14 protein-coding genes and 2 pseudogenes are annotated in these 13,699 nt (G+C 39.8%); 11 read left to right on the top strand and 5 right to left on the bottom strand.

All coding sequences use genetic code 11. From position 1 onward, the window contains the following. From Xkoz_RS12315 to Xkoz_RS12335, 5 genes and pseudogenes are all read left to right on the top strand, one after another. Positions 1-398, top strand: a 398-nt coding sequence (locus Xkoz_RS12315; protein WP_208615259.1) for a hypothetical protein, incomplete at its 5' end; no start/stop codon positions are given. A gap of 344 nt (positions 399-742) precedes the next feature. Further along, positions 743-1,858 (top strand): cupin domain-containing protein, encoded by a 1,116-nt coding sequence (locus Xkoz_RS12320; RefSeq protein WP_167386585.1) that lies wholly within the window; start codon positions 743-745, stop codon positions 1,856-1,858. Continuing rightward, the gene (locus Xkoz_RS12325) at positions 1,848-3,119 is read left to right on the top strand and encodes an HlyD family secretion protein (RefSeq protein WP_099142448.1); all 1,272 of its coding nucleotides are present in this window, start codon (positions 1,848-1,850) and stop codon (positions 3,117-3,119) included. Before Xkoz_RS12320 ends, Xkoz_RS12325 begins: the two co-directional genes overlap by 11 nt. Before the next feature lie 2 nt (positions 3,120-3,121). Then, positions 3,122-5,215 carry a peptidase domain-containing ABC transporter gene (locus tag Xkoz_RS12330; RefSeq protein ID WP_099142449.1) on the top strand — a complete coding sequence of 698 codons (2,094 nt, stop codon included), beginning with the start codon at positions 3,122-3,124 and terminating at the stop codon, positions 5,213-5,215. A 335-nt stretch (positions 5,216-5,550) separates the two neighbouring features. Beyond that, positions 5,551-6,530, top strand: a pseudogene (locus Xkoz_RS12335) (IS110 family RNA-guided transposase). 233 nt (positions 6,531-6,763) lie between these two features. Here Xkoz_RS12335 and Xkoz_RS12340 read toward each other — a convergent pair. Continuing rightward, a protein-coding gene (locus tag Xkoz_RS12340) for an IS3 family transposase (RefSeq protein WP_422646058.1) occupies positions 6,764-7,935 on the bottom strand; the annotation gives its coding sequence in 2 pieces (ribosomal slippage) (positions 6,764-7,674 and positions 7,674-7,935; 1,173 coding nt in all). Between the two features lie 45 nt (positions 7,936-7,980). Here Xkoz_RS12340 and Xkoz_RS24085 point away from each other — a divergent pair. From Xkoz_RS24085 to Xkoz_RS12360, 5 genes are all read left to right on the top strand, one after another. Further along, positions 7,981-8,112 carry a hypothetical protein gene (locus tag Xkoz_RS24085; protein WP_279627407.1) on the top strand — a complete coding sequence of 44 codons (132 nt, stop codon included), beginning with the start codon at positions 7,981-7,983 and terminating at the stop codon, positions 8,110-8,112. A gap of 39 nt (positions 8,113-8,151) precedes the next feature. Continuing rightward, positions 8,152-8,958, top strand: a complete 807-nt coding sequence (locus Xkoz_RS23040; protein ID WP_244183468.1) for a hypothetical protein — start codon at positions 8,152-8,154, stop codon at positions 8,956-8,958. Further along, complete coding sequence (locus tag Xkoz_RS12350; protein ID WP_099142451.1) at positions 8,945-9,163, top strand: hypothetical protein; 219 nt, start codon at positions 8,945-8,947, stop codon at positions 9,161-9,163. Before Xkoz_RS23040 ends, Xkoz_RS12350 begins: the two co-directional genes overlap by 14 nt. A 65-nt stretch (positions 9,164-9,228) precedes the next feature. Beyond that, positions 9,229-10,092 (top strand): hypothetical protein, encoded by an 864-nt coding sequence (locus tag Xkoz_RS12355; protein ID WP_244183469.1) that lies wholly within the window; start codon positions 9,229-9,231, stop codon positions 10,090-10,092. Further along, positions 10,089-10,400, top strand: coding sequence for a hypothetical protein (locus Xkoz_RS12360; protein WP_099142452.1), 312 nt, complete (start codon positions 10,089-10,091; stop codon positions 10,398-10,400). Before Xkoz_RS12355 ends, Xkoz_RS12360 begins: the two co-directional genes overlap by 4 nt. 42 nt (positions 10,401-10,442) lie before the next feature. On the opposite strand, the pseudogene Xkoz_RS23045 reads toward Xkoz_RS12360, so the two are convergent. Both Xkoz_RS23045 and plsY read right to left on the bottom strand, forming a co-directional pair. Next, a pseudogene (locus Xkoz_RS23045) lies at positions 10,443-10,573 on the bottom strand (SymE family type I addiction module toxin); the annotation flags it as partial. 83 nt (positions 10,574-10,656) lie between these two features. After that, complete coding sequence (plsY, locus tag Xkoz_RS12370) at positions 10,657-11,322, bottom strand: glycerol-3-phosphate 1-O-acyltransferase PlsY (RefSeq protein WP_099142453.1); 666 nt, start codon at positions 11,320-11,322, stop codon at positions 10,657-10,659. 109 nt (positions 11,323-11,431) lie between these two features. Between plsY and folB the strand changes: the two genes are divergently transcribed. Then, positions 11,432-11,785 (top strand): bifunctional dihydroneopterin aldolase/7,8-dihydroneopterin epimerase, encoded by a 354-nt coding sequence (folB, locus tag Xkoz_RS12375; RefSeq protein ID WP_099142518.1) that lies wholly within the window; start codon positions 11,432-11,434, stop codon positions 11,783-11,785. 94 nt (positions 11,786-11,879) lie between these two features. Here folB and Xkoz_RS12380 read toward each other — a convergent pair whose 3' ends face one another. Together Xkoz_RS12380 and Xkoz_RS12385 are read right to left on the bottom strand one after the other, a co-directional pair. Next, positions 11,880-13,025 (bottom strand): multifunctional CCA addition/repair protein, encoded by a 1,146-nt coding sequence (locus Xkoz_RS12380; RefSeq protein ID WP_099142454.1) that lies wholly within the window; start codon positions 13,023-13,025, stop codon positions 11,880-11,882. A gap of 27 nt (positions 13,026-13,052) precedes the next feature. After that, positions 13,053-13,673 (bottom strand): TIGR04211 family SH3 domain-containing protein, encoded by a 621-nt coding sequence (locus Xkoz_RS12385; protein WP_099142455.1) that lies wholly within the window; start codon positions 13,671-13,673, stop codon positions 13,053-13,055. Positions 13,674-13,699: the final 26 nt, after the last annotated feature.

The raw sequence follows: 13,699 nt of genomic DNA on the forward strand, positions 1-13,699 counted from the left end.
TCATGAGAACACTTCCCGATAAAAAGGGGTATAAAATGCTATTTTTTCTTATCCGTCAAATCCGAATTTTTTTAACAAAAATTTCACGCTCCCGCCTTGCAGGAGCAGTAGCTGGAGGTGTGGTTGGTAAACAGGTTGGAGGATGGGCTGGCATGCAGGCTGGAGTTGCTACGGGTGCTGCGGTTGGAAGTGTTGTTCCAGGAATTGGTACTGTAGGTGGTGCGCTTGTTGGAGGTATTGCGGGTAGAGTAGGGGGAGGAATAGTTGGGCAAGCTGCAGGTGCTGAGGCTGGTCGTAGGGTTGCAGGTTCATCATTTGTACAGGATTTGTTTACAAAACCTCCAGTGCCAGCAAGTGGAAGTCACTACTGCGGGGATACAGGTTGTAATTATTGTTAATATTAACCTAGTATCTTTTTATATGTGGTTAAATTTCACTTAATGAGATTTAATTCTCTTTTATATCAATAGAATGTGTTATTTCATACCTATGAAATAAACGCATAACTATACATATTTAGATACTTCCTTAGATAATAATATTATTTTATGTATCATTTTGAACTTGGGGTGTGCCCAGTACTCTTACTTATTATTTATATAGTGTGTTTTGATTATGATGCACAACTCATGTTCAAATTATTATAATTAATTTCTGTTAGTATCTACATTTATTGTAAAATTAGTAAATATGATGACAATTAATTTCAATATTGAGAAAAAATATTTTTTAGATAATTTTTTTGAAAAAAAAACCGTATGTATTTAAGGGTATATATGATGTAAATTTTATAAACAGGAATGAAATAGAAGACATATACAATCGTTCTGATTTAAAGTCATTTGAAGGGCTTAAGTTAATGTATAATGGTATTCTAGATAAAAGAGAATACATGGAATCTTATCAAGATTTAGGGAATACAAGATATAGATACATTTACTCTAAGTTATATGATTATTTAAATTCTGGTGCAACATTAGTTGTAAATGGTATTATCAATGAGCCTAAAATTGATTATTTAGCTAAATGCTGTTCTTCTTTTACAGATAGTCATACTTTTTCAAGTATATATTTATCTTATGGAGAGAAAAGTTCATTTAAACCCCATTGGGATAGCAGAGATATTTTTGTAATACAACTAACTGGTAAAAAAAGATGGGTTATTTATGAACCATCATTTCAACGCCCTTTGTATGTGCATCAATCAAAGGATATGGAGGATATATATCCATGTCCTTCTGAACCATATGATGATTTCGTATTAGAGGCTGGAGATGTTCTTTATCTACCTAGAGGTTGGTGGCATAATCCATTACCTGTTGGTGAAGAGACTATACATTTATCTGTTGGAATTTTTCCACCTTATATCTTTAATTATTTATATTGGTTATCAAATAAAATAAATGATTTTGAGATAGGGAGAAAATCTCTTCCTAGATCATGGCCACAAGCTAAAGGTGAAATTGAGGCTTTATCAAAGTTTATTTTTGAATATTTAGGTTCAGAAGAAGCATATAATGAATTTTTACAATCAATTGGTTCAGAACAAAGAATACCAAATAAATTGAATTTAGATCTATTTTGTAATAGAAACAACAATAAATTATCTGATAAAGCATGTTTAAGAATAAATTCAAATAATAATTTTTCTATAGATGATGGATATGTAATTTGTAATGGGATTAAATTAAACTTAGATCATGGATCTACTGAATTACTTAAGAAAATTGATGATAATCCATATATTTCTCTTGAAAAATTACTCTCTTTCTTTGATGCTGAAATGCATGAAAAAATGAAAGAATTGATTTATAATCTTGGCTATAAAAATATATTAGAAATTATAAATGATTTATAAAGGTGACTTTTTTCGTCAAGAGGCTTTGAAAAAAAAATCAATACCTATGGCTGGTCAAATGGTTTTGACCAGTCCATTTGTTTTTACTGTATTGACATACCTTTCTAGTCTGCTTGTAGTATTTATTATTATATTTATCATTTTCACTGAATATTCTAGAAAAACATCAATAAAAGGTCAGGTTTATCCTAAAGATGGAATGTCTAAGATTTACTCTAAAGAAATTGGTGTTATTAGTGATGTTAAGGTTAAGGATGGACAATTTGTTAAAAAAGGGGATATTTTAGGTGTTATTTATAAGGCTCAGTATATAAATGAAGGAACATTGCAAGATAGTTTAAAAGAACAAGCGATTCTAAAGAAAAATACTTTAATCAAAGAGATCAATAAAATGGAGTCTCTTCAAGTTAACCGAATTGAGTTGCTTAAAAATAATCTTAATGGTTTAATTAACCAAAAAGAGCAAATAAAAATTCAGATAAAAATACAAAAAAAGAGATTAAATGATTTAAGGAAAAACACATATAGATATAGGGATTTAGAAAAAAAAGGTTTTATATCAAAAGAATATATGTCTTCGATTGAGAGTAATGAGTTAGAACAATTAGAAAGACTAAATTTAACTAAAAAGGATCTTATAGAAATAGATAGTTTAATTACTGAAAAAGAATTGGAAATTAAGGATGCTCCATTAAAAAAAATTATAGAAAGACAAGAAATAGAAAGAGTTTTGTCTTCTGTTAACCAAGAAATCTTAAATATTGAAAGTCAGACTGAATCTGTAATAAGAGCCAATTCGTCTGGTTTTGTTAATATTAACAACTTTGAGTTAGGATCATTTGTAGATCAATCAACATTACTATTGAGTATAGTTCCTAGTAATCAAGATATTGTCCTTCATTTATATGTGCCTAATCAGTCTATAGGATTTATAAAAACTGGAGATATTGTAAATATAAAATATTCAGCATATCCATATCAAAAATTTGGAATATTCAAGGCAAAAGTTACATCTATTAGTCGATCTGCTATGGCAGCTCAAGAAGTAAAAAGTATAGGAAGTGTATTTCCAGCATTAAATGCTACAAATGAACCAGTTTACTTAATAAAGGCCGAGCTTGAAAAACAATATATTGAAATTAATAAAATCAAGAAGCCTTTGGAGATTGGAATGACTCTTGATGCAGACATTTTGCATGAAAAAAGAAAATTATATGAGTGGATATTTGAACCTTTATTTTCAATAAATGATAGTTTTTAAAAATGATAAAATTGAATCAGATTAGATTTTGGTCTTCTAATAGTTTGCCAGTTATATTACAATCAGAAATAGCTGAATGTGGTTTAGCCTGCCTCGCGTCTATTGCTTCTTTTCACGGGTATCAGGTTGATTTACTTTCACTTAGGAGAAAATTTTCTATACCTCTTACTGGTATAAACCTTAATGATATTACTAACTATGCTAAGGAGCTAAATCTATCTTATAGAGCAATTCGATTAGATATTAATGAAATTGAACAGCTAACACTACCGTGTCTTCTTCACTGGGGGCTTAATCATTTTGTGGTGCTAAAAAAGATATCATCAAAAAAAATAATCATTATGGATCCAAGTGTTGGTATCAGACACTTAAGCTTTGATGATTTTTCCGATTATTTTACAGGGGTCGCTGTTGAGTTTTGGCCGAATAATGACTTCAAAAAGGATGTTTTAAAAGAGCGAGTAAATGTTTCAAAGTTTATTAGAAATATATCAGGAGTGAAAAAAGCAATAATAAAAATACTATTATTAGCTTTTGCACTAGAGTTTTTTGCGCTTATTAGTCCATATTATATGCAATTGATCATTGACCATGGTGTTGTTTCTGAGGATAAAAATTTAATTTTATTGTTATCGTTCGGTTTTGGCATTTTACTAATATTTGAACAAATTATAACTATTGTACAGAGTTTATTGACTACATATATTAGTACAAACTTGAATATACAATGGAAATCAAATGTTTTTACACATTTAATCAGTTTGTCAATAGATTTTTTTAGAAAAAGGCACTTAGGTGATATATTGTCAAGATTTTCTTCTATTGATAGTATACAAAATACCTTAACATCTTCTTTTTTTATCTCTATATGTAATAGCCTTGTATCTGTAATTACATTTTTTATTATGTTAATGTATAACTTGAAATTAACTTTAATATCAATAACTACACTTCTTATTTATATTGTTATACGAATTATATGGTATTTTCCTTTAAGAGAAATTTCTAAAGAAAATATTACTCATGCAGCAAAACAAAGTTCTAATTTTATGGAAACTATAAGAGGGATGAAAACGATAAAAATTTTCGGAAAAGAAAGTTATAGGTATAATTCTTGGTTATCATTATCTATTGATACACTTAATTCAAGTCTTAAAACTCAAAGGTTATCTTTGCTTTTTTCTTTTCTTAATAAAATGTTATTTGGTATTCAAAATATATTGATAGTGTATTTAGGTACAATTCTTATATTTGACAATGTATTTACTATTGGAATCTTAATATCATTTTTGGCATATAAATCTCAATTTGAGTCTAGAGTTTTATCCCTTATTGATCAATTTGTTTCTTTGAAGATGCTGGGGATCCATCTTGATAGATTATCGGATATTGTTTTAACTGAAACAGAATTTAATTCTGATGTATCTCTGAAAGAAAAAGAAATATTATCAAGTAATGTAAAAGTTAAAAATCTCTGTTTTAAACATAATGATGACTCTCCTTATTTGATAAAAGATTTATCTTTCAATATTCCGGCTGGAGGTTCTGCTGCTATAATAGGGGCTTCTGGATGTGGTAAGTCAACATTGCTTAATTTAATGATGGGTAGTATTCTACCTACAGAAGGGAAAGTCATAATTGGGAATGTTGTAGTTAATAAGTCTCATATTAAAAGCATCAGGAATAGTATAGGTTATGTCGCACAAGATGATACATTATTTTCTGGTTCCATTATGGATAATATAACTTTTTTTGATGAAAAACCTAATATAGAGAAATCGGTAAATTGCGCCAAAATAGCTGCAATACATGACGATATAATGAAAATGCCTATGAAATATGAAACATTAATTGGAGATATGGGAACTATTTTATCTGGAGGCCAAAAGCAGAGGTTATGTTTGGCGAGAGCATTATACAAAGATCCTAAAATTTTATTTTTAGATGAAGCAACTAGTCATCTTGATATTGAAAATGAAATGATAATTTCATCTAATCTAAAATGCTTGAACATTACAAAAATAATGGTGGCACATAGAAAAGAAACAATTGAATCTGCAAACATAATTATTAATTTAAATAATTTTAAGTCTTAAATTAACCTCCTGTTCCAATATGATAATTTGTTATTCAAGGGCTATTTACCTAAAAGGAACAGGTTCACATCAATTTGGGAAAATTAAAACGTTTTCTGGCAACTATTGACCCGAATTAATGAAATGGACAGTGCGCTGGGCAAAGCTGTACTGATCTTGCGGGTGAAAGTCCCGCCGTAGAAAGGGTGTAGTGATGTGATGGACGTCCCCTTTTTCAGCGGAAAACAGTGTCATCTTTCTTTCCGATGCACTGAATTTCGGGAGAACATCTCATAAATACGATCAAAGTCGTTGGCATTGACCTCGCCAAAAACGTTTTTCAAGTCTGTGTCTGGATGGACGACGGTTCAGTCACCTCGAACCGAAAAATCTCACGGCAAAAATTGCTTGATACTGTACGCACTTTTCCGCCAGGAACCCTCATTGCTATGGAAGCCTGTGCCACTTCTCACTATTGGGGCAGAACCCTTCAGGCGATGGGATTTGTCATCAGGCTTGTGCCGACCCAGCATGTCAAGGCTTTCAGTCATCATCAAAAAAATGATGCCAAGGATGCACTGGCTATCTGCGAAACGGCCTGCCGACCGGGTATCCATTTTGCCATTTTGTTCCGGTCAAAACGGTGGAGCAGCAAGATATTAAAGCACTGCGCAATGCCCGGCAACTCATCGTAGAACAACGTACCGCACTCGCCAACCAGATTCGGGCTTTCCTCGCTGAGCAGGGGGTGATTGTTCCCATCGGTATTCAGAAACTGCAACAACACCTGCCTGAGATTCTGGAAGAGGAGAGCTATGACCTGTCCTCTGTACTGCGACGTTTGCTTCATACTTTGGGGGAAGAGCTGCGAAGCCTGAACATTCGCATTCATGAAGTGGATGACGAAATAGCGGCACTTTCTCGTCAGCAAAGCGGTTATCACAATCTGCTCACGATCCCCGGCGTCGGTCCTCTTATAGCAGCCGCCTTCGTGAGTGACGTGAGTGCATCCCAATTTACCAATGGCCGACCACTTTCTGCCTGGTGTGGCTTGGTTCCCCGACAACACAGTTCAGGCGGAAAAAAACGGCTGTCTTCCCTGAGCAAAAATGGAAACCGTCATCTCCGAACGTTAATCATCCACGGTGCCCATGCCGTGATGCGCTGTGTCCAAAATCGTGGTGATTATCTGGGAGAATGGTTGAGACAACTGATTGCCCGATGTGGGTTCATGAAAGCCACGGTAGCCTTGGCCAACAAACTGACCCGGATTATCTGGCGTGTTCTGCGGGATGATGTGGATTTTAATATGAAAAAGGCTTTTATTATCCATTAATTGAGTAACAAAAATATAGGCACATTATCGAGTTTGCAAACACTGATGAGAAAACGGATACCGTCCCTGTCATAGCCTGAGGTTGACCAAGGTAGTGATATACCGGTGTAGTGATAAGGAAACAGGGTGCGGATGACATCATGGCGCGGACAAGTGAGTTCATTATGACGCCGGATATATGGTCGCAAACCGTATCAATTCATGCTTGCACAACCAGGGACGTCCATATATGGTCAAGAAGTTTCGGACACATTTCTAGCCTCTTCCCACAGTCTTTCGTATTCAGCCGGAGAAATTCCCCCATTAAAACTATGAGGACGGATGTGATTGTAATACCCCCCCAAATAGTCGGTGATATCCCTTATTGCCTCATGAATATCCCGATAGCCTTCTGGCGGGAGCCATTCACTTTTCAAACTCCGGAATACCCGTTCCATGGGGGAATTATCATAACAGTTGCCTCTGCGACTCATGCTTTGGATAATTTTATTTTGCCAGAGTAAGCGGCGAAACTTTTTACTCCTATATTGACTTCCCTGATCTGAGTGAAAAACCCGCCGTCCTTCAATCGAACGTGTTTCCAGGGCATTGTTCAATGCCCGGCAGACCAGTTCTGCATCAGGCGAAGAAGAAATAGCCATCCCCACCACCCGGCGGGAAAATAAATCTATTACCACGGCCAGATAGCACCCTCCCTCTGTTGTCCGAATATACGTGATGTCTCCGCACCCGTGGGTATTTGGGCATACCGGGGCAAACTGTTGCCGCAAGAGATTGGGGGAAGCGATAGCCTCTTCTCCTACGGGGTGATAACGGTGAGCCCCCGGTTGACGGCTTTGCAGACCGCATTCCTGCATTAACCGTCTGGCTTTCCAGCGCCCAACCGGCCTGACCTCATGGGTCAATAAATGACTCAATGTGCGACTGCCTATCGCCCCACGGCTTTGGTTATACAGTTCACGCACCCGGATGCGTAATTGCAGACGTTCCGTATCGATGGGGCGTTGTCGCCAGTCATAATAGGCACTGCGTGACACCTCAAGCGCCTGGCATAATGCCGTGATCGGCCATCGGGAACTCAGCCGTGTGATCAACGCATAGCGCCACTGCGCATCTCGCTCATCAGCACGGCCGCCTGCTTTAGGATTTCTTTTTCCATTTCCAAGCGTTTCACCTGTTTCTCTAATACCTGTATCTGGCGTTGTTCCGGTGTCAATGCCTTGCCTACAGGCGTAATTCCCTGCATTTCCGTCTTGTATTGGCGAACCCATTTTCCCAGGGTGCTGGCATCAATCCCCAGTGAACGGGCGACCTTAACAACCCGCTGCTGATGGAGAACCACCTGTTGAACCGCTTCCAGCTTAAATTCAGTAGAATACTGGCGTCTTGGTAATGTCTGTTTCATGTGGATACCTCATTGTCATATTAATCAGAATAGCAGGCTTATGAGATGTCCGAGATCCTTATACCACTACAGCAATGGCACGGCAGGAAAAACCGGCGTTCAGGGGTGAAAAGCGCGTCAGGGGTTTTGGGTTCGGCGGTGAACGCACATTGGAAAAAACGGGTGGTAACTGACTGAGTGGACAGGGAAAATCGCTGTTCTCTGGCTCACTTCGCAATGGAATGGGTTGTTATTGAGAATAACTATCTTCATGAAGAAGAAAGCCGCCGTTTTGATAAAGAGTTGGCCGAGTGTAAGGCCAAAGGAGGAGACTGCGGTGCTGTCATTCAGAAGTATTTGGACATCAGCAATAAGAATAGTGCCGAATTAGAGGAAAAATGCAAAGGCGGCGGTATTACCTGCGTGACTTATGAAGAAATTATTCAAGCAAATACGAATATTGCGCTTGATGAGGGATCGTTACAAATTCGATTGTCAGAGAAACTAAAAGATCCCGACGCCATCAAAATAGTGCAGTATTTGAATGGTAAGGATTTGCAGTTTTTGAAGGATAATATTACCACTTCTAACAGCGTTGCCGCTGTCGCCTTAGATCCAACTTCATGGCCTGTAATGGTCTTTGGTGCAAAGGCGATGATTCAGGGGGCAAAAGGTAAAGAACAGCTACTTGCAGCAGGGAAAGGTTATAACCCAACCGTTACTTGGAATGCAGTAGGCGGCTATTACACAGCAGAAATCAAAGGAGATGATCCTTTCTTGAATGCAATAATAAGTAAAGGCGGAGCCAGTGCAGGCTATGCCGTAGGTAATGTTATTAAAGTACCTATGGAGAAAGTACTTAATCCAATATCGAAACAACTTGAATGGGAACCAATCGGGATTTGGACGATTACAAGACCTGTGAAACAGAGTTCAGTTCCATCTATAGCTGGTAACGTCGGCGATTCAGTAACATCAGGTATATTTAACGACAGTATGGGGCAGGCTATAAAAGACAAGGAGCAGCAAAATGAAAAAAAATAAATCGATAGTAATTTTGCTGTATTTATCTTGTTCTTTTTTTCTATTCATATTTCTTATGTGTATGATAGCAGCAGCACTTGGTTATTGGGTTGGAGGCGGAAAAGAAATTTTTCACTTTATTGGCGATAATATTGGAACATATCTAAAAGTTAGTACGTCAGGGTTCTTTGCAGGCTTTGTTCTTTGGTTATTTGATATTCGTTAGTTACCCGATAAGAACGATCCCAGCTGTTAAGCTGGGATTTTGCTACTGAGAATAACTTCCTGAGTGTGAATGAACTGGACAATTTTGCGCATAAAGCCCGCACCTGTGAAGGGGACAGTTGTAAACAGGTGATCAAGGATATGGTGGAGACCAATGTCCGTAATCAGCAGGAAATGATGGACTTCTGCAACAGCAACCCGAACCAGTGTGCGCAGAAGTATGGTTATCTGGTTGATCAGTGGCCGGTGTTTGAGCGTACCCTCAAAAATATGGACCGGGACGGCACATTGCCGGTTGAGTCCAGAAATTACCTGTCGGCGGTGAATACGTTAGGTCAGGCGGCAACCGGCAAGGTAGGCGAACTCGGCTGGACAAAACGCTTTGAGGCAATGGGCATGAGTCAGGAGACTGCCGCTGCGATGGCGATGACGCTGCCTGTTATTGTTGAGGGCAGCAAAGGGCCGAAATCATCGCCAACAACAAAAGGAAGCACAGGCGCGGTTGTTAATACAGAGAAAGCGGCGCTGGAAAAGATTGGGAAAAACAGTCAAGGCACAACGAATCTGGGTGATAAATCGGCTAATACTATTTATCATCAACAGCTTATCAAAAATGCTGAAAAAATATCTACCGCGAAACCGGGGCAACAAGTTGCAGCGCCAAGGGATCTGAATGAGCAGATTTTATGGAACCAAGTTAAAGCTAACCCATCTTCAGGTGATCCACTTAGAGGAATGAATAAAGATCCTCGTTTCCCTACTGATGCAGGATTCCAGAAAATGCAAGTTACACATGAGTTACCAGACGGTTCAAATATCACCATCCATTATCAATATAACTCAACTACTGGTAAGGCTTATGATATGAAGATTACAACTCCTAAACGGCCTGAAATCCAACCTAAGCCTTCAATCACGGATAAAAAATGATGAAAATAAAAAAGTTCAAATCAGAAAAAATTATTGAAGTTTTTGCCATATATTGGTTCGGAGAAAAAACATACTTTTACGGTTTTGCTAAAGGTTATGACGGGCTGCTTAGTTATAACGCAGAGGAAGTAGAAATTATAGAGTCATTGTTATCTGGTGATTTTGTTTTCTTTGAAAATGGCATATTTTACAAGCCACTCATTGAAAAAAATATATTAGATGACCTGTTAGAAGCAGATCCAGTTGCTTATCAATGTTTTTTAGAAACATTGAAATCGGAAGGCAGAATAGAACAAGATTTTTGCTAACCCCAGATCCCAGCCCAAGCGCTGGGATCTCCCCTTTAGCGGTTAGCCGTTCTCAACGAGCCGGATAATCAACTGCCTCCGTTAACGGTTACCTGCAATGCCTGTCCGGTTGCAAAGCCCGCTTCTTCCAGCCAGTTGCCTTTAAGGTGCAAGCTGGGATGCTGACTGTAATAGCTGTGAGATCTTTGACTTCGACTGACAGATCATTTTTAAGCTTTCATTTTCTCAACAAGGGTCTCATAAGGCGTTTTACCTTTCAATCCTCCTGTTGCCCTTGCCCTTTTTCTTTGGTCGCTTGAATTTTCTCTTTGTCGGTCAGTTCCTGTTTCTTTTTCAGTTTCTGCCAGATGCGGCTTTCCTGTCCTCGCCAGAGGCGTTGAATATTATCGTGATGACGCACAAGCACCAGACATGACAGCATGGCAACCGGAAAGGTGAATTCAGGTTTGAACCACCAGACGTAGAAAGGTGCAATTAATGCACTGATGATGGCACCCAATGAAGAATAGCCACTTAACAGCACCGTGAGTAACCATGTCCCCGCGATTAACCCCATCAGATCCCAACCGATGGCAGCAATGGCACCGAAAGCGGTTGCAACGCCTTTCCCTCCCTTGAAATGGAAGAAAATGGGATAAATATGTCCCAGACAGGCGGCAATGGCGGTAATACCTAAGTAAAATGGGGAAATGTTGAGTTTGTATGCCAGCCAAACCGGTATTAGCCCTTTTAGGACATCACAAACCAGTACGGACAATGCTGCCCATTTACCCCCGATGCGCAGTACATTGGTTGCACCAGGATTGCCGGAACCATGTTGACGGGGATCGGGAAGCCTTGCCAAACGGCAAATCAATATCGCGCTGGATATAGAGCCACATAAATACGCGAAGATGATCATGCCAAGCGCGATTACACTCATAAGATATCTCCAATGAATAAGGATCGTTTTCTTAAGTCTAACAATGGATAATACGCACATTTCGTCGGAAGTGGTATCTGGCGAATGGAAAAACGGGGAAAAGGTCGTGATGGATATCGTATTTATTGAAGAATTAACCGTGATTACTACTGTTGGTGTTTATGACTGGGAACAGACAATTAAACAGAAATTAGTGTTCGATATCGAAATGGGATGGGACAACAAACTGCCTTCTTCCAGTGATCATGTTGGGCATTGTCTGGATTATGCCAAGGTGAGTGAAGCCATCATTAATCATGTTGAGGGGCAATGTTTCGCCTTGGTTGAGCGGGTTGCTGAAGAAGTGGCGGGTATCTTGTTAAACCAATTTCATGCACCCTGGGTTAGGGTTAAAGTCAGTAAACCCGGTGCGGTCGCACACGCAAAAAGTGTCGGCGTAGTCATTGAGCGAAGGGCGAGCTAGTTTCCCCCTTAGTTGGTGTTAAAAAATAGCTGACTGCGTTAAAAAAGCGTCCCGATTTGAGTCATAATTTGGGACGCTAAATCGATGGATTAAGTTAATCAATCGATGGTTGTTTCCAGTCTGTGATGGCAATGTGCCGTTGGCGTTCCAATTCTGTGCGAATTTCAGCCCCCTGAAATCCACGGGCAATCACTTTCTGGACGCTGACCTGGCTGGCGATCGCAAACACTTCACGTAAATAATCAGCTTGTGGATAGGCGGAAATTTCTGCCTCGGTGTATCCACGGTGGTCTGCTTCACTACAGATGATCAATTGTTCAATGCGTTGTGGTTTGCGCCAGGCATCCACGGCATTAAACAAGGTCAACAGAGCTTCGGGAGGTAATTGTTCTACTGTATGCACCCAATTGTGATATTGCGTCACAATCGTGGCTAAATCACGCGCTGAGTTGGGGATGCGCAGTCGTTTACACATCTGTTTCAGCGGTGTCATTTCGACATGGCTACATAGCGAGGCGAAACGAATGTCTACCTCTTCACTCAATTGGGTGGATATTTGTAAAACGCGCAATGAAGGAGACCCGACGTCATGGACGCCAAACAGGTTATCAATCTCAGGAAAGAGGACGGCGAGTGCTTTGCAATCACGCAGAGCCTGAAAGTAGACTTGCGGTGATGGCGAGGCAAGTGCCTTTTCCGTTTCCCGCCAAACGCGCTCAGGGGTTAATGAGGACAATTCACCCCCCGCAACCATTTCTGTAATGAGCGCTTGCGTTTCTGGCGCAATTGAAAAGCCCAAATGGGCAAAGCGGGCGGCAAAACGCGCCAACCGCAGCACACGCAATGGATCTTCTGCAAACGCCGGGGAAACATGGCGCAAGAGGCGATTGTTGAGATCACGGGCGCCATGATAGGGATCGATGAATTCCCCTTCAGGAGATTGTGCAATGGCGTTGATCGTTAAATCACGGCGCAGCAGATCTTCTTCCAGCGTCACATCGGGAGCGGCATAACAGGTAAAACCGGTATACCCCTGGCCGGATTTTCTTTCGGTGCGTGCCAGCGCATACTCTTCATGGGTCTTGGGGTGCAGGAAAACTGGGAAATCCTTCCCCACCTGTTGATATCCTTGAGACAGCAGTTCTTCTGGATGGCTTCCGACAACCACCCAGTCCCGTTCGGTGACGGGTAGCCCCAATAATTGATCGCGAACGGCGCCGCCAACCAAATAAATTTTCACGCTTATTTCCTTCCCTTCATCCTGAAATCAGCTCATCCAACGATCTTTATTTTTCCGGCGAGGAATAATGTGTGGCAATATTAGTCCCAAAATCAAGCCAATCCCTGCAACCCCACCACCATAAGTGAACCACTGCAAGATGATCGCTCTTTGTTTGTCATCCAACTGCAAATTGGCAACTTCTACCTTTTTCTCAGCCACGGTTAATTTACTTTGGAGTTGGGCATTTTCTCTTTTCATAGCATTGATGATCTTATCGCTGGTTGCCACTTTGTTTTGCAACTCAGCGGTACGTTTATTCCATTGATCATCAATAGTGGCCAGCTTCTCAGTCAGTGTCTGGATCTTTTTTTCCATTGCGGGAAGGCGTTCATGCAGGCTGGGGATGGCGCTGAGTTCACTGGCGAGTATCCAGCTTGTACGCCCTTTGCTGTCTTGAACTTGCAAGAAGCCATTATTTGATTGAGGGCTGACTAAAGTGACCTCTTCACCGGCATTCAGTGAGCCAATGATACGGTTTTTAATGCTGGGGCCGCTACGGATATACGCGGATAACTCATCGGACACATAGTGTTTTTCTTCAGCGTGTACGGATAATGGAAGAGTGAAACTCAATAACAAAATAAATAATTGATGTAGTTTTTGCATTCTGTGCTCAACTGTTCTCTGTGTAT

Origin of the sequence: Xenorhabdus kozodoii (genome assembly GCF_002632875.1) — a bacterium.
GTDB classification, from domain to species: domain Bacteria; phylum Pseudomonadota; class Gammaproteobacteria; order Enterobacterales; family Enterobacteriaceae; genus Xenorhabdus; species Xenorhabdus kozodoii.